Source organism: Mangrovivirga halotolerans (assembly GCF_026241165.1).
Taxonomy (GTDB): Bacteria; Bacteroidota; Bacteroidia; order Cytophagales; family Cyclobacteriaceae; genus Mangrovivirga; species Mangrovivirga halotolerans.
The window spans coordinates 577,850-593,996 of sequence record NZ_JAPFQN010000003.1 but is presented as its reverse complement, the minus strand read 5'-3'; the positions used below and the strand labels follow the sequence as shown (position 1 = coordinate 593,996).

Below are 16,147 nucleotides of genomic sequence, written 5' to 3'. Positions count from 1 at the left end.
ATACATTACCGAATGGATATCGGATTTATAAGTTTGATAATTTTTCTTCCCCTCGCGGGAATTCCGATAATATTATTGCTGCCCGACAGAAGCGGGTATATAATGAGGCGATTGGTAACCGGAATCTTCGGAATTGAGATCCTTCTTTCACTCATCGCCTTTTACGCTTTCAATCCGGTGGGAGACATCAATACTCCAAATTTGATCTACGACTGGATGAATCTGTCATTCTATGATGAATTACCATGGATTAGCATGGACCTTGGAGTATTGGGGGAATTAAATATTAGTTACAGCCTTGGAATTGACGGCCTGAGTATATGGCTGATCATTCTCACATCATTTATCATGCTAATAGCAACCCTGGCAAGCCATACCATTAAAATAAAATTAAAAGGTTTTTACGTGCTCATTTTACTCTTAGGCACTACGATCTTTGGTTGCTTTGCAGCAATGGATCTTTTTCTTTTCTTTTTATTTTTTGAGTTTATGTTGTTACCGATGTATTTTCTCATCGGCTTGTGGGGTGGGCCAAGAAAAGAATATGCTGCAATTAAGTTTTTCCTCTATACATTAGCCGGCAGTATGATGATACTGGTAGTTATGATAGGTTTATACGTATCTGCGATAGATCCAATTGCTACAGGAGAAAAAGCCGGACTAATCGACATTCAACAACCTCTGGCAGATCAAGTTGAAGTTGTGCAATCTGAACTTGCCCAAGGAAATATCGAAGAGCAATACTGGGTCAGGACTTTTAAATGGGCTTATCTTACTGATACTGGAAATTATATTCCTAACAGTATATTTTCATCTAATAATTTTAAAATATGGGGTGAATCTGCCCGAAATCTGGCCTTTCTTGCATTATTTATTGGGTTTCTGATAAAATTACCGGGCGTACCATTTCACACCTGGCTTCCCGATGCCCACGTTGAAGCTCCGACTCCTATTTCTGTTATATTAGCTGCCTTATTGCTTAAAGTTGGAGGATATGGTATTCTAAGAATGGCATACTCTATTTTCCCTGAAGGAGCTACTCAATACGGTTACGTTATTGGAGTACTTGGAGTTATCTCAATAATCTATGCTGCACTGGTCGCCCTGGCATCGAAAGACCTGAAAAAAATGATCGCTTACAGTTCTGTAAGTCATATGGGATTTTTCCTTTTGGGTATTGCTTCATTAACCAATGAGGGTTTTATGGGAGCAAACTTCCAGTTATTCAGCCATGGTCTTATTTCTGCCATGCTATTCCTTATCGCCGGAGTTGTTTATTCGAGAACCCACGATCGAACAATAAATCATTATGGTGGCCTTGCCAAGAAAATGCCAAAATATACATTTTTTGTAGTCATTGCCTTTTTCGCATCACTTGGCCTACCCGGTTTTTCCGGGTTTATCGCAGAGATTTTTGTTTTCCTTGGTGGATTTTCTTCTTCGACCGAAAATGGAATCTTGCCAAGATCTTTAGTAATTATAGCAGCGATAGGCTTGATATTAACAGCTGGATATTACCTATGGACTTTACAGCGGATGTTCTTTGGAAAATTTTATTATAGAGAACAGGAAAAAGAACGAGCTTTGGTAGATCTCGAACCAGTGGATTATTTAATGTTCACACCATTGGCCATTGCAATTTTATTTTTCGGGCTGTTCCCGCAGATTTTTATAGATGGGGTAGCTCCAACAGTAGAAGGGTTAATCAATCATATCATGTCAAGTAGTATTTCTAAATGATGAACATGCTTTTAGCTGCAGACATATCAGTTTACATAGATGAGATCATCAGGTCGCTGCCCTTACTGACGACTGAATATACTCTTGTATTATCAATTATCGCTATAATTGTGATGGATCTCCTATTCGGAAAAGAAAACCCACAATTATTATATATGGCAGCAACAACAGGTTTGTTAGTTGCCCTGATAGCTTCAATAAATGATTGGAATACTGTTGAAGGTCCTCAAAATATCTTCGAAAATATGATACGGGTCAACAGGCTAAGTCTGTTTCTATCTATTTTATTGATTATTGCTACCCTGCTTACTATTCTCATTACTTCTTTTGAAAAACCATTCAAAGAAGAAAAAAAAGGGGAAGGTGAATACTTTTCTTTATTGACTCTCATTACTTTGGGATCAATTCTAATGGTAAAGGCGAATCATTTCCTGATGTTTTTCCTTGCCCTGGAAACTGTAAGTATGGGATCTTACCTGATCGCCGGATTCAAATTTGATAGAAAAGGATCTGAAGGAGCTATGAAATATGTATTATTCGGTGCGTTTGCATCAGCTATAATGTTATATGGCATCAGCTTACTTTACGGCTACACTAACAGCTTTGGCTTTATTGATCTGACAGAAATTGCTGCTCAAGGCAGGCAAATCGACTTTGGACTTGGCTTTGCTTTGATTATGATCATTTCAGGTCTGTTTTTTAAAATATCTATTTTTCCTTTTCATGTATGGGTACCCGATGTTTATAAAGCTGCTCCTACAAGTATTACAGCATTCTTTTCGATAGTTCCAAAAATTGCAGGATTAATGATGATGTTCAACATTGTTAATCGAATGGGCATAAATGATCTGGAGATTTCTTCGATATCTCTTCATCTGGACGAAATGCTTGGAATAGCTGCAATATTCACTTTGATCGTGGCTAATTTTTCAGCTATCTGGCAGAAAAGCGGCAAACGAATGATGGCGTATTCAAGCATCAGTCATGCCGGGTTTATGATGATAGCTATATTATCGCTTACAGAGATGGGGCTTTATGCTTTGTTATTTTATATTTTCATTTACATACTGATGAATTACGGGGTGTTTTTTATTCTGATAAAACTGGAAAATGCTACCGGATCAGATGAAATCAGTGATTTTAAAGGTATGGGAAAAGCAGCACCTGTAGCATCTACTGCCCTGGTAATATTGATGATCTCCCTGACAGGCTTGCCACCAACTGCTGGTTTTACTGCTAAATTCATTCTATTCACGACAGTATGGGAAAATTTCGAACTGTCAGGACAGTATATTTATTTATTTCTGTTATTGATTGGACTGGGTATTTCAGTGGTGGCATTGTTCTATTATTTAAGAATTCCATACTTTATGTATTTCAAGGAATCAGAAGGAAAAAGGGAGCCAGTGACCTTTAATTTATTTGAATTAATATTTCTATTATTTCTTACAACGCCAATTTTTCTACTATTCTTCCAACCTGATTGGTTGTTCGACGTAATTAATAGTATTAATTTTGCATCCAATTAAGAAGGGGACCGAATGAGCGATTCTATTAAACACGAGTGTGGTATTGCAATGTTAAGGTTGCGAAAGCCACTTTCTTACTACTTCGAAAAGTATGGCACACCTACCTACGCCATGAGTAAAATGTATCTGTTAATGGAAAAACAACATAACAGAGGACAGGATGGTGCAGGTATTGCCAATTTCAAACTGGATACTAAACCTGGACAGCGTTATATAAGCAGGTACAGATCAATTGATCCAAACCCGATTCAGGATATATTCAAAAAAGTAACTAAGAAGTATAGAAAAGGAATTAAAAACGGGGGCGATAAATTTTACGACCCGGATTGGTTCAAAGAGAATGTTGCTTTTTCTGGAGAAGTCTGGCTAGGTCATTTAAGATACGGAACTCATGGAACTAACAGCATTGAGAACTGTCATCCTAAATTACGTCAGAATAACTGGAGAAGCAGAAACTTAGCTGTAGCGGGTAACTTTAACATGACCAATGTTGATGAATTATTTGATATTCTTGTAAAACTTGGTCAGCACCCGAAAGAAAAAGCAGATACTGTTACCGTGCTTGAAAAAATCGGTCACTTCCTCGATGATGAAAATCAAAAGATTTTTGAAAAATATAAAGGTGAACTCTCTAATATAGAAATTACTGAGCGTATTGAAACTGAACTTGACATTCAACGCATTCTTCAGCGTGCTTGTAAAGATTTTGACGGTGGATATGCTATGGCAGGATTAGTTGGTTCGGGAGCTGCATTTGTTGCCCGCGATCCATCAGGAATCAGACCGGCATATTATTATGCAGATGACGAAATCGTTGTTGTTGCTTCTGAAAAACCAGCTATCAAAACGGCTTTTGGTATGGAATATTCTGAAATTCATGAGATCAAACCAGGCCATGCATTAATAATAGAAAAAGATGGTTCTTATTCAGAAAAACCTTTCAGAGATCCGTTAGAAAAGAAATCGTGCAGTTTCGAAAGAATTTATTTCAGCCGTGGTAATGATCCTGAAATATACAATGAAAGAAAAGACCTGGGAAAATTATTGCTCCCTCAGATTTTTGAAGCCATTGATTACGATCTTAAAAACACAGTTTTCTCATATATCCCAAATACAGCCGAAACATCATTTCTGGGTATGATGGAAGGCATTGATGAATACCTGGCTAATTACAGGAAAGACAGGATCATCAAAGGAGATCTGAATGATGATGAATTGAGCGATTTAATGCTTTTACACCCGAGAGTTGAAAAACTTGTGTTAAAGGATGCGAAACTCAGAACCTTCATCACAGATGACAATGCCAGAGATGACCTGGTTTCGAATGTTTATGACACTACATATGAAGTGATCAATAAAAATATTGATACACTCGTTGTCATTGATGACAGTATTGTCAGGGGAACTACTTTAGAAAAATCGATCCTTCGTACACTCGATAGGCTCGAGCCAAAAAGAATTATCATTGTTTCTTCAGCTCCACAAATACGATTTCCGGATTGTTATGGAATCGATATGTCAAGAATGAAAGAATTTATTGCGTTCAGAGCTGCCCTCGAACTTTTAAAAGAACGAGGAATGGATAATTTAATCGATGAAGTATATGAAAAATGTAAGGTAGCAGTAGAAGAGCGATCGAATGTGAATTACGTTAAAGAACTTTACGAACCATTCACAGATGATGAGATCAGCGAAAGAATAGCAAAAATCGTTACTCCGGAAAATATGAAAGCCGAAGTATCAGTTATCTATCAGACTGTTGATAATTTACATAAAGCATGTCCTAATCATTCAGGAGACTGGTATTTCACTGGCGACTTCCCTACCCCGGGAGGTATGTATGTTGTAAATAAGGCTTTCTTGTATTTTATGGAAGGAAAAACAGTTCGAGCTTACTAAATATTAAATATTCTTATTTAAAAGGCAAGAGCTTTAAAGCTCTTGCCTTTTTTTATTTGTTTTATTTATATTTGTCTAATACATTACGCACAAATGAAACGTGATTCCTATATATCTTGTAAGCCCCTGGGGCTATTAAATTTGCAGCCAATCTTTGACTGTTAGTATTTATTTCACCTCCTGAATGTTCCTGATTCGGAACTACACTTCATTTATTATTTACAATTAAGGCACGAATATGTCAAAAAATACAAGATATGCCCTTGCAATTCATGGGGGTGCTGGCACTATACTCAAAGATCACATGACCAGCGAAAAAGAAAATGCTTACAGAAAAGCTCTTGAAATTGCGCTCAAGAATGGTGAGAAAATTTTAAAAGAAGGAGGCTCTGCAAGTGATGCTGTCACTGAGGCTGTTGCCAGCATGGAAGACAGTGAGCTTTTTAACGCAGGAAAAGGATCAGTCTTTACACATAATGAAGATCACGAACTTGAAGCTTCTATCATGGATGGTAAGACACTCAACGCAGGTGCAATATGTAGTGTAAAACACATTAAAAACCCTGTAAAACTATCCAGAATGATCATGGATGACCCCGAATTTGTTTTTCTCGCAGGAAAAGGAGCTGAAGAATATGCTGAAAAGAAAGGGTTTAAACTGGTAAACAATGATTATTTCTATTCAGAATTCAGGTATAATCAACTGAAAAGCGTGAAAAACCAAGGAACCATGAAGCTCGATCATGACAGCGATAAAAAATTTGGTACAGTTGGAGCAGTAGCCATAGATAAAAACGGAAATATTGCAGGCGCAACAAGTACTGGAGGCCTCACAAATAAAAAATACGGCCGTATTGGTGATAGCCCGGTTATTGGTAGTGGAGTATACGCAGATAATGAAACGTGTGCTATTAGTTGCACGGGATATGGAGAGTTTTTTTTGAGAGCGGTAACAGCATATGATATCGCTGCGATCATGAAATATAAAAAAACGTCTCTACAGAAGGCTGCTGATGAAGTGATCATTGAAAAAATGACAAAATTTGGCGGTGAAGGAGGAATTATTGGGATAGACTCCTTAGGAAATATTGTCTTTTCATTCAATTCAGAAGGAATGTACAGGGGAATGGTAAAAGAAGGAGAAGAACTAAAGACAATGATTTATAAAGAAAACTAAACCCAAAAAGGCATCTAAAAGGTGCCTTTTTTAATAAACCCATCAAATCAGACCACCTTTTTTTATTATTTCTCGTTTGTTATATTAAATAGTTGAAGTAAAAAAGCAGTATGATTAAACCTTAGCCTCATAAACACTAGCAAAGTTTATTTATACTTGAGGCTTAGCCAATATAAAAATGGAAAAGGAAAGGCCAATTGAATATAAAGTTAGCGCATTAAAAACCCGAGTTGGCAATCATCCCATTCTACAGGCATTCCCTCAACCAGGAATGGATCACGCCAACCCATTTTTGTTATTACACCATTTAAAAATAGAAAGGCAATCTGGTGATCATCCGTTGCTATATGTACCGCCACATCCTCATAGAGGATTTTGTCCGGTGTCACTTGTATTTGATGGAGCGGTTGAACACAGGGATAGTCTTGGTAATGACGAAATCATTGACGAAGGAGGAGTTCAATGGATAACCGCCGGCAAAGGAATTATCCACAGTGAAAAAGAAGCCCTGAATGAAAACGGGAAAAAATACTGTAATTTTCAGCTTATTCAACTTTGGATAAACCTAAGGGAACAAGATAAATTAAGTGATCCCTCTTATCTTCCCTTAACTAAGGATCAACTTCCTAAAGTACCTTTTGAAGGAAGAAAGTCAAAGGTGAAACTTATATCGGGAAATTATAAAAGTATTGTAGGTCCTGAAAGGCGCACTTCTGATATAAATATATTTACCATAGAAAGTGTAAAAGGGGAACACCTGTGCTTTGACCTTCCACATAAACACCAGGTAATTGTTTACCAGTTAGAAGGTGTGTCAAGAATAGGAAATGAATTTGTCGAGCCAGGTGACCTGGTATATTTTGAGCCTGAAAAAGGGAAAATAAAAATTTCAATCTTAGAATCCGGCAAAATTCTATTGCTTTCAGCCGAACAATGGAAAGAAAAGGTAGTTGCCCATGGCCCGTTTGTAATGAACCGGGAAATCGAAATAATGGAGGCAATAAGAGATTTTGAAACAGGTCAGATGGGAAGAATGTGATCAGGACAAAGTTGCCTGGCGTATAATCTCAAACAAACTGATTGATAGTGCATTAACGACATTTAGTGAAGAGCCTTCCCCAAACAATGGGATCATCAATGCATCATCACAAAGGTTAAGAGCGTAAGCAGACACACCCCGGGATTCATTTCCAATTACAAGAACTAGTTTGTTTGTAGTTCTGAAATCAATATTCCTGAGGTCGGCACTTTCGTTCGTTAATTCTACAGCCACGATATGATAACCAGCTATTTTAAACTCCTTTATCGATTCCTCTATCGAAGAAGTAAAATCGAATTTTATTCGTTCCCATGCAGATCTTGATACTCTTTTTGACTTTTTAGGTATCTGATTGATTTTCGACTTAAAAATCACTTTTTCAACACCAAAACCATCAGCAACTCTCAGTATCATTCCTATATTATCAGGATTCTCAACCTCATCACAAATAACCACAATTTGAATGTCGTGGCTTTCAATTGGTGTCTCCTTATGATCGAGTTGTATCAAATTATTAATTTTATTTACAAGCCTAATTTTTCTCTCAACAAACTATAACCATTTTTAGAAACACTCAACCTCTCTCCGTTCTTAGTGATTAGTACATATTGCTGCTTCTCTAAAGGTTCGATTCGCTCAATAAAATCAGCATTTACAAGACTTGAACGATGTATCCTATAAAATTGATCCGGAGGCAGAACTTCTTCAAGATATTTCAAGGTTGTTTGTTTTAAAAACTTACCCGAGGAATGAATAATATTAACATAATCGTCATTAGCAGTAAAGCAGACAATTTCATCTATCGGAAACACATGGACTTTGCTGCCTTGCTTAACGGCTATCCGATTCAGAAATTCATTTTCATCACCGATCATTCGCTTGGAAAGCTTTGAATAATCAGTTTTTTCCCCGGAATTGATCTTATTCCGTGCTTTTTCAATAGCTGAAGACAATCTCTCTTCTTCAAGAGGTTTCAATAGGTAATCGATCGCTTCTAATTCAAATGCTTTGACAGCATATTGATCATAAGCTGTTATAAAAATCACCTGAGGCGGATCATCCAACAACTCAAGCATCTCCAGGCCATTGAGGCGGGGCATGTGGATATCAAGAAAAACCAGATCCGGATTTAATTCCTTTATGCTTTTAATGCCACTGAAACCATCAGACACAGCACCGATCAGTTCAATATCATCATAATTCTCAAGGTAATACTTAAGAATATCAGTTGCTGGTTTTTCATCTTCTACTATAAGTGCTTTAATCATTAATATTGTTCATCCAGTGGAAAATAAAGATCAACGGTAAATTTACCTTCGCCTTTTGAAATGTTCAACAGATCCTTCCTGCCATAAATTAAATTCAACTGCTTTCTTACATTTTCAAGTCCCCATCCTGTGCCTTTTTTATGTCCTGGCATTTCACCAACATCATTAGATATAGAAGCTTTGAACATTCCTTCTAAAACCCTGCCGCTAAATGATAATAAAATTGGCTTACTACTTTCATTAACACCGTGTTTAATAGCATTTTCAATTAAAGGCTGAAAAATAAAAACAGGTATTTTAACTTCCCCGCGATTATATTCAATATCTTCTTTCCAAATAAGCCGATCACCAAAACGCAGTTTTTCAAGTGCTATATACCGGCGAATTTGTTCCAATTCATCTTCAAGAAATACGATTTTCTCAGTTCTCTTTGATAAAATGGTTCGAAGAAAGGCAGATAACTTGCCTAGATATTCAGGCATTTTTCGATTATCAGTAATACTTAAAGCTGCTAATGAGTTTAACGCATTAAATAAAAAATGAGGGTTTAACCTGGCTTTCAAGAGATTCAATTCTACCTCGTTCTTTTGGGCTTTCCAGTCAGCTTCAGCCATGATTTGTTCTTTAAAGGCTTTGTAATAATAAGTACTATAAAAATAAATCAGTGTGCCTATAAAAGCTGGAACAGAAACTAATAGCTTAAGATAGAATGACTCGTTTATAAAAGAAACTGACTCTCCAGTAAAAACAAAGGTTATTCCTCTTGATCCCATATGAGCTCCAAAAATTATCATTAAAGTCAAAATCAGGTAGGAGATTATCAATTGAAATAATTTCTGAAATCCCGGATTTAAGAAATTAATGATTTGCGGAACAGGAAGAAATAAGATTGAAGAGAAAATAAAAAAACTGATATTAGATGAATAAACAACGGACTTTTGCCCTCCGAGAACTTTTAGTTCAACGTGAGAGAGCAAAAGCCCGAATAATATATAAATTATCAGTAATCCTGAGGGAGATTTTAATTTTTCAGACATTCGATTTTACATTGTTCTGGGTCTTTTGGGATAAGATCTTATCTCAAGGCCACCAAACAACACCGTCCCTGTCAGCTTCAAAACCGGCCTTTCTTCTTCTCCACTTTCGCTCACAATATAGCCATCTGTTTTAATTCTTCTATCACTGTAGCCTCCAAATGCAGCTGAAAGTTCATTTTTTATCACCCAGTGAGACGGAACTGCCAGATCAATACCCCCAAACATTACAAATACATTTAATTCACGAACACCTGAATCAAGTTTTGCATCCGTAAGGTCAATATCTGAACCACCGAAAATAGCAGTCATTTTTCCTCCTTTAAATGAGTTACTATCATAATATCTTTGTCCTCCACCAAAAAAAGACAGATCATCAATTTCATCAGGAGAAGGTTCATCATCACTCAACTTTTTTTTTCCGCCAGTTGGAATTATGCCTGCATGGCGCATGAAAATCGATGCTCCGATTATGATCAGGATGGTCGGCCAAATAACTGCCCAGCTAATTCTTGGAAAATCGATCAAGTCATTTAAAAGACTGATACCTCCAATGGCCAGAAACACCACTCCGGGAGTTTTATTTCTTTCTCCTATAAGTAAAACTGTACCTATAGCTATAAATATCATTTCCCAACCAAAAAACTCCCTTGGGAGAATATCCAAACCAAGGTTTCTTAATAAATAGGCAACACCTATTAATAGTAATACAATTCCAACGTATGCTTTTCTATTTTTCATGATCTTGTGATTTATTCCTGAAGGTAGATGACTAACCTTATTTTTCACAGACCAAATCGGTAAAACAACTTTTTTACCTGGTGAATGGATACAGATTCCAAATCCATTATTTTTTTGGACTATTTGGATATTTTATAATTTTTTCAGTAATTAAACTTCCAATAATACAATTATATTTTTTTTAAGGCACCACAACCTATGAACTTATTTTTTAGCAGGACTTTTATTTTATTAATTGTCCTTTACCTATCACAACTTAGTATTGTAAATGCTCAGCAATTAAATGCTTTTGCAGCAGTCACTTCTCTATCAGGAAATACTGTATCCATTTCAGACGTCGACGAAACATTTGATAGTTTCGAGGTCGGTGAAAAAATCCTGATTATGCAGATGCAGGATGATGTGATCGGAGAAACAGGAAATAATTCAAATTTTGGCGATATGGTTAATATTAAATCCGCTGGATTATTTGAAATGGTTGAAATCACCTCTATTAATGAAGTTTCCGGGACACCAAATTCGATAGAGGTAGATAATATTAGCAATGCATTTAATATTTGTAGCAATTGCTCTGTTCAAATCATCTCTTTTCCTGACCTTGGCACTAATTATTCTACAACAGCTGATATTACCTCAAAAGGCTGGGATGGAAAAACAGGAGGTGTAGTAGCGGTACGGGTAAGTGGCGTCTTGACATTAAACCATGACATAATCATGGATGGCAAAGGATTTAGAGGTGGTAGCAGGGATAATAATTCAGTTTCCGGTAGTTGTGACGATAGTCAATTTTATTCATCCTCTGATGACAGGTATTCAGGCAAAGGAGAAGGAATATATAAAATTGATAATAATAACTATTTATATGGTCGAGGCAAGATTTTAAATGGTGGAGGTGGCGGTAATGAACACAATGGCGGAGGTGGCGGAGGAGGAAATTTGAATACAGGAGGTGACGGAGGTGCAGGTTGGAATTGTAGCAGTGCAAGTTCAGGAGGTATAGGTGGCCTTGGATTATCTTCTTATATAAGTTCTAACAGAATATTTCTCGGAGGCGGCGGAGGCGCTGGTGAAGGCAATAATTACGTCAATACAGATGGAGGAAATGGAGGAGGAATAATAATACTTCAAGCCCAAACCCTTAAAACGGTAGGAAATGAAAGAAGACTGATTTCGGCTAATGGAATAACTGCTTCAGATGCGGGAAATGATGGAGCCGGAGGAGGTGGTGCAGCAGGAAGCATCTTAATGGATGTAAATACTTACAATATACTTGGAGCATCAGGAGCAGATATAACAGCTAATGGAGGAAATGGGGGAAATGTAAACCATACTAATGCCCACGGCGGAGGTGGAGGAGGAAGCCAGGGAGTTATCATGTATTCAGCAGCACATCCTCCGGAAATAATTTCCGAAACTTTAGTTGGCCTTGCAGGTTGTGATAATTATTCTTGTTCTACAACAGCATTTAATGCCGATGGTAATAACTATGATGGAATTATGGTTGGCGCGGGAAGCCCTCTTCCTGTTGAATTAATTTATTTTGAAGCAATCCCATTACATTCTGAACTAAAGGTAAAGCTAAATTGGGCAACAGCTACAGAATTAAATAACGAGAAATTTATTGTTGAAAGATCATTAAATGGTTCATCCTGGGTACCCGTCACAGAAGTTGGAGGAGCCGGGAATTCAAATGAAATTCTATATTACTCGACAACAGATAATGATCCGGTGACAGGAAGGGCTTATTACAGGTTAATGCAGATAGACTTTAACGGGGAATTTGAATATTCACAACTTGTATCAGTAGATTTCCATCCAAATCATCATCCGGTAATTTTCCCTAATCCCGCTGAAACAAACGCTTTTATAAGGCTAGGAAACGATCAGGAAATAAATCGGATTCAATTGATCTCTTCTACCGGTTCTATTGTTACACCTCAGATAATGACAAACAACGGAACTCATTCATTTTCTGTAAGACAATTTGCTGCCGGTGTGTATAGTCTAATTATTCATACAAGAGAAGAAAAAATAATTCGCAAACTGGTGATCAAATAAAAATCATTTCCATTCAACTATTTGTCCCCTTTCTTTTGATAGCATCGCCTGGGGTATATGGTTCTTGATATTTGCTTCGAGTAAGCTAATTAACCTCTCTTTGGCAAAATTACGGACTACAACCAGGCTAACTTCTCTTAACGGATTAACACCGCCAAATTCTTTTATTAATGCTTTTTCCTTTTCATTAAATTCATTAACCGCCAACTCGGGTAGCAAGGTAAACCCTCCTTCCTTCTCTACTAATTTTTTAAGTGTTTCCAGAGATCCACTTTCGTATTTAAATGGTAGTTCAGCAGTACTTTCTTTCTTGAATGCGCATAAATTTAATACCTGGTGCCTGAAACAATGTCCCTGGCTCAATACCCAGATGTTTGGTGAGGCAAGGTCGTTAACTGATAACGTTTTCTTCTTGCTCAAATCATGATTGGGATTCACATATGCTTTTATTTCTTCATAAAACAAAGGCCTTTCCTTAATACCAGGTTCTTTTAAAGGAGTAACTAAGATGCCTGTATCGATTTCGTCTTTCTTAAGCCTGTTTACAATTTCTTCAGTCACCAGCTCCTTGATCTCCAATTCAAGCAATGGGTATGTTTTAGCTATATGGCCCACAAACAGAGGCACCAAATATGGAGCAAGTGAAGGTATTATCCCGACACGTAATTTTCCGGAAATTGTCCCTTTAACCTCCTCTACAATAGATGAAAGCTTATCCCTCTCACGTATAATATTTCTGGCCTGTTCTATAATTATCTTTCCAGCCTCAGTTGGCATTACAGGTTGCTTCGTTCGGTCAAAGATTTTAACACCTAACTGTTCTTCCAGTTTGCGGAGTTGCATACTCAATGTTGGCTGAGTGACATGACACTTTTCTGCTGCCTTAGCAAAATGACGGTAAGTATCTACAGCAAGAATGTATTCTAATTGAACTAACGAAATCATAAATACAAAAATATCAAATAGACACCGTCTATCATAGTATAAATAATATTGATTTGATTTATAACGTGACTTGATTCAACTTTGCATTAATTAAAAAGAAAAAGACATGAATAGCACATTGAATTTTATAGGATTAGAAAAAGATAAATCAGAAAACTTAAGCCAATCGCTCAACGATTTACTTGCTGATTATCAGATTTTCTATCAAAACCTTCGGGGCTTCCACTGGAATATAAAAGGAGAAAATTTCTTTGAACTTCATGAAAAATTCGAAGAATTATATAAAGATGTTAGAGAGAAAATCGATGAGATAGCAGAGAGAATACTTACGCTGGATGGGCAGCCCGTACATACTCTATCAGACTATACAAATATGTCAGAAATTCGTGAGGCAAGAAATATTGAGAATGGCAGGAAAGCAGTTGAGATCACCCTATATGGGTTTCAGATCATACTTTCAAAACAAAGAAACATTATGAATATTGCACAGGAAGCTGAAGATGAAGGTACTATAACTTTGTTGAGTGATTATATAGCCAACCAGGAAAAAACAGCATGGATGCTCAAATCATGGTTAAGATAACTTTATAAAAATTTAAGTTTGAAAATCGGGCGTGGTCATATGATCACGCTTTTTTTATTTTAGCTTCATATAATAGCGCAAACCAATACAAAATAGTAAATTACAATACTTCCCGAGAACATGAAATTCCATTAATTTATTAAAGAAAAATTAAATTGAAGAGTATGAATCTTGCGCTTCAAATAGATAAAGCTATTCAAAACACACCAGGTCTTTCCATAGGCCTTAAAATAGCCCTTGCTTCTTTTATTGGGGTAATGATTTATTTTATAATTATTAAAATAATCAGTAAAATCTCAAATAAGAAAAGGAATATCTCAGGAAAAAAAATAGTCCAGAAGATCAAATATCCATTTGTTTTGGTCTTGATGATTCTCGGGGCTCAAATTCCAATCACAACTTACCAGAAAGAATATGAATTTCTTGTTTATACCAGACCTGTATTAAATGTATTGCTGATATTTTCTATAGCCTGGTTATTGATTCAGATCATTGCTGTAATCAAAATGATTATGGTTACCAAGTTCGATGTATCGGAAGCGGATAATTACCGGGCAAGAAAAGCGTTTACTCAGATCCAGGTTGCACAGAGAGTGTTAACATTTCTTATTTTATTTCTTGCTTTTGCTGCGTCTCTGATGACATTCGAAGAGGTAAGAGAATTAGGAGTCAGTCTCTTTGCCTCAGCCGGAATTGGCGGAATAATCATTGGTTTTGCAGCTCAAAAAGTAATTGGCTCATTTTTAGCCGGAGTTCAGATCGCCATTACTCAACCCATAAAGCTTGATGACGTTGTTATAGTAGAAGGAGAATGGGGCTGGGTTGAAGAAATAAACCTGACTTATGTCGTAGTTAAAGTGTGGGACCAGAGAAGAGTAATATTACCTACCCCCTATTTTTTAGAAAAACCATTCCAAAACTGGACCAAGACATCTGCAGATTTGCTGGGTACGGTATTTGTCTACACAGATTATAAAATCCCGATTGAAGACCTTCGAAAATTTTATGAAGACCTGATCCACAAACAACAATTATGGGATGGCAGGGTTCAAAACCTTCAGGTTACAAATGCCACTTCAGATACTGTTGAGTTAAGATTCATGATGAGTGCAATTAATTCTCCAGTATTATGGGATCTGAGAGTTAAAGTCCGTGAAGAAATAATTAAATATATTCAGGATAAATATCCTGAACATTTACCGCGCACACGTGTTGAATTAAAAAAACCTGACAATCAGGACTAAAAAAGAATCATATTTAGTAAATTAAAGTCATGTGGAGAAAGGAATTATTTTTATTATCGTTGGTGATATTGCTGGTCTCAGGATGTAAAGACAATATATTTAAGGAAAATACCGGATCGGTGAGTTATTATCTCGATGATAAACTAATAGAAAGTAACGCATCAGATGTGGATATTACTGTAAACCCAAATAGTAAGGGGTTTATGGAAGTGTATTTTAATGCTTATACATTTATTAAAGAAAAAAATCAGCCGGGATATCAAAATCTTTTTATGTTTTTCCATACAGATGACCTGATTGGTAAATATGTATATGGTGAAGATTTTGGCGTTTCAAGAATGGGATTATGTAATGATGAAAATAATATAGCATGTATGTCTTCCCAATCTTGCAATGAAAGGCAGTTTAGCCTAACTATCACTTCCTACAATAAAGAAACACAAACTATCGACGGATTTTTCGAAGGTAAAGTTTGTGATAATAAAGCCGAACCTATCTATATAACAAAAGGCGTTATTAAAAACGCCCTGGTTAGATTCGAATAACAAATATATTTTATTTATGCCGATATGTTTTCAGCTATTTTAGCTGCTATATCGGGTAATTGTACTACTCCTGATTCTCTCCATTTCAATTCTCCATTTTTAAACAACATTATTGTTGGCACGCCTCTTATCTGGAGTTTCTCAGCTAATTCCTGATTTTTATCAACATCAATTTTTAATACTTTGGCTTTCCCTTTAAATTGTTTAGCTGCTTCATCAATAATAGGCAACATCATTTTACATGGCCCACACCATGAAGCGTGAAAATCTATTAAAACGGGGATATCCTGGTTTACTAAATCTTTAAAACTTGCCATTTTATTTCTCTAATTGTTAAACCTCTTA

15 protein-coding genes are annotated in these 16,147 nt (G+C 36.4%); 9 read left to right on the top strand and 6 right to left on the bottom strand.

Annotated features, from left to right (window positions below):
- Positions 1-12 precede the first annotated feature (12 nt).
- The 5 genes from OO013_RS06565 to OO013_RS06545 all read left to right on the top strand — a co-directional run bounded on the left by OO013_RS06565 (position 13) and on the right by OO013_RS06545 (position 7,384).
- Positions 13-1,740 carry a complex I subunit 4 family protein gene (locus tag OO013_RS06565; RefSeq protein WP_266055903.1) on the top strand — a complete coding sequence of 576 codons (1,728 nt, stop codon included), beginning with the start codon at positions 13-15 and terminating at the stop codon, positions 1,738-1,740.
- Between the two features lie 5 nt (positions 1,741-1,745).
- Complete coding sequence (locus OO013_RS06560; protein ID WP_266055902.1) at positions 1,746-3,269, top strand: NADH-quinone oxidoreductase subunit N; 1,524 nt, start codon at positions 1,746-1,748, stop codon at positions 3,267-3,269.
- 12 nt (positions 3,270-3,281) lie between these two features.
- The gene (locus OO013_RS06555) at positions 3,282-5,168 is read left to right on the top strand and encodes an amidophosphoribosyltransferase (RefSeq protein ID WP_266055901.1); all 1,887 of its coding nucleotides are present in this window, start codon (positions 3,282-3,284) and stop codon (positions 5,166-5,168) included.
- A gap of 238 nt (positions 5,169-5,406) precedes the next feature.
- Positions 5,407-6,345 (top strand): isoaspartyl peptidase/L-asparaginase family protein, encoded by a 939-nt coding sequence (locus OO013_RS06550; protein ID WP_266055900.1) that lies wholly within the window; start codon positions 5,407-5,409, stop codon positions 6,343-6,345.
- Between the two features lie 178 nt (positions 6,346-6,523).
- The gene (locus tag OO013_RS06545; protein ID WP_266055899.1) at positions 6,524-7,384 is read left to right on the top strand and encodes a pirin family protein; all 861 of its coding nucleotides are present in this window, start codon (positions 6,524-6,526) and stop codon (positions 7,382-7,384) included.
- Here the strand turns inward: OO013_RS06545 and OO013_RS06540 are convergent, their stop codons facing one another.
- From OO013_RS06540 to OO013_RS06525, 4 genes are read right to left on the bottom strand one after another with little or no spacing between them, the layout of a single operon-like run.
- Positions 7,385-7,894 (bottom strand): TrmH family RNA methyltransferase, encoded by a 510-nt coding sequence (locus tag OO013_RS06540; RefSeq protein WP_266055898.1) that lies wholly within the window; start codon positions 7,892-7,894, stop codon positions 7,385-7,387.
- Between the two features lie 14 nt (positions 7,895-7,908).
- A complete protein-coding gene (locus tag OO013_RS06535; protein ID WP_266055897.1) occupies positions 7,909-8,652 on the bottom strand; it encodes a LytR/AlgR family response regulator transcription factor in 744 nt (247 codons plus the stop codon).
- Positions 8,652-9,689 carry a sensor histidine kinase gene (locus OO013_RS06530; protein WP_266055896.1) on the bottom strand — a complete coding sequence of 346 codons (1,038 nt, stop codon included), beginning with the start codon at positions 9,687-9,689 and terminating at the stop codon, positions 8,652-8,654. Before OO013_RS06530 ends, OO013_RS06535 begins: the two co-directional genes overlap by 1 nt.
- Before the next feature lie 6 nt (positions 9,690-9,695).
- On the bottom strand, positions 9,696-10,427 hold the full coding sequence (locus OO013_RS06525; RefSeq protein ID WP_266055895.1) for a LiaF transmembrane domain-containing protein: 732 nt from the start codon (positions 10,425-10,427) through the stop codon (positions 9,696-9,698).
- Between the two features lie 198 nt (positions 10,428-10,625).
- Between OO013_RS06525 and OO013_RS06520 the strand changes: the two genes are divergently transcribed.
- Entirely contained in the window at positions 10,626-12,485 is a 1,860-nt protein-coding gene (locus OO013_RS06520) for a T9SS type A sorting domain-containing protein (RefSeq protein WP_266055894.1), read from the top strand.
- A gap of 3 nt (positions 12,486-12,488) precedes the next feature.
- On the opposite strand, the gene OO013_RS06515 is transcribed toward OO013_RS06520, so the two are convergent.
- A complete protein-coding gene (locus tag OO013_RS06515) occupies positions 12,489-13,430 on the bottom strand; it encodes a hydrogen peroxide-inducible genes activator (protein ID WP_266055893.1) in 942 nt (313 codons plus the stop codon).
- A gap of 106 nt (positions 13,431-13,536) precedes the next feature.
- Here OO013_RS06515 and OO013_RS06510 point away from each other — a divergent pair, with 106 nt between their 5' ends.
- The 3 genes from OO013_RS06510 to OO013_RS06500 all read left to right on the top strand — a co-directional run bounded on the left by OO013_RS06510 (position 13,537) and on the right by OO013_RS06500 (position 15,802).
- Positions 13,537-14,013: a Dps family protein gene (locus tag OO013_RS06510; RefSeq protein ID WP_266055892.1), complete on the top strand. Its 477-nt coding sequence runs from the start codon at positions 13,537-13,539 to the stop codon at positions 14,011-14,013.
- Between the two features lie 164 nt (positions 14,014-14,177).
- The gene (locus OO013_RS06505) at positions 14,178-15,257 is read left to right on the top strand and encodes a mechanosensitive ion channel family protein (RefSeq protein WP_266055891.1); all 1,080 of its coding nucleotides are present in this window, start codon (positions 14,178-14,180) and stop codon (positions 15,255-15,257) included.
- Positions 15,258-15,286: 29 nt separating this feature from the next.
- Positions 15,287-15,802 carry a hypothetical protein gene (locus OO013_RS06500; RefSeq protein WP_266055890.1) on the top strand — a complete coding sequence of 172 codons (516 nt, stop codon included), beginning with the start codon at positions 15,287-15,289 and terminating at the stop codon, positions 15,800-15,802.
- Positions 15,803-15,816: 14 nt separating this feature from the next.
- On the opposite strand, the gene trxA is transcribed toward OO013_RS06500, so the two are convergent.
- Complete coding sequence (gene trxA / locus OO013_RS06495; protein ID WP_266055889.1) at positions 15,817-16,119, bottom strand: thioredoxin; 303 nt, start codon at positions 16,117-16,119, stop codon at positions 15,817-15,819.
- Between the last annotated feature and the right edge of the window lie 28 nt (positions 16,120-16,147).

Coding starts and splice junctions, on each gene's coding strand:
- OO013_RS06565 (WP_266055903.1), top strand. CDS start 13: ATGGATATCGGATTTATAAGTTTGATAATTTTTCTTCCCCTCGCGGGA.
- OO013_RS06560 (WP_266055902.1), top strand. CDS start 1,746: ATGCTTTTAGCTGCAGACATATCAGTTTACATAGATGAGATCATCAGG.
- OO013_RS06555 (WP_266055901.1), top strand. CDS start 3,282: ATGAGCGATTCTATTAAACACGAGTGTGGTATTGCAATGTTAAGGTTG.
- OO013_RS06550 (WP_266055900.1), top strand. CDS start 5,407: ATGTCAAAAAATACAAGATATGCCCTTGCAATTCATGGGGGTGCTGGC.
- OO013_RS06545 (WP_266055899.1), top strand. CDS start 6,524: ATGGAAAAGGAAAGGCCAATTGAATATAAAGTTAGCGCATTAAAAACC.
- OO013_RS06535 (WP_266055897.1), bottom strand. CDS start 8,652: ATGATTAAAGCACTTATAGTAGAAGATGAAAAACCAGCAACTGATATT.
- OO013_RS06530 (WP_266055896.1), bottom strand. CDS start 9,689: ATGTCTGAAAAATTAAAATCTCCCTCAGGATTACTGATAATTTATATA.
- OO013_RS06525 (WP_266055895.1), bottom strand. CDS start 10,427: ATGAAAAATAGAAAAGCATACGTTGGAATTGTATTACTATTAATAGGT.
- OO013_RS06520 (WP_266055894.1), top strand. CDS start 10,626: ATGAACTTATTTTTTAGCAGGACTTTTATTTTATTAATTGTCCTTTAC.
- OO013_RS06515 (WP_266055893.1), bottom strand. CDS start 13,430: ATGATTTCGTTAGTTCAATTAGAATACATTCTTGCTGTAGATACTTAC.
- OO013_RS06510 (WP_266055892.1), top strand. CDS start 13,537: ATGAATAGCACATTGAATTTTATAGGATTAGAAAAAGATAAATCAGAA.
- OO013_RS06505 (WP_266055891.1), top strand. CDS start 14,178: ATGAATCTTGCGCTTCAAATAGATAAAGCTATTCAAAACACACCAGGT.
- OO013_RS06500 (WP_266055890.1), top strand. CDS start 15,287: ATGTGGAGAAAGGAATTATTTTTATTATCGTTGGTGATATTGCTGGTC.
- trxA (WP_266055889.1), bottom strand. CDS start 16,119: ATGGCAAGTTTTAAAGATTTAGTAAACCAGGATATCCCCGTTTTAATA.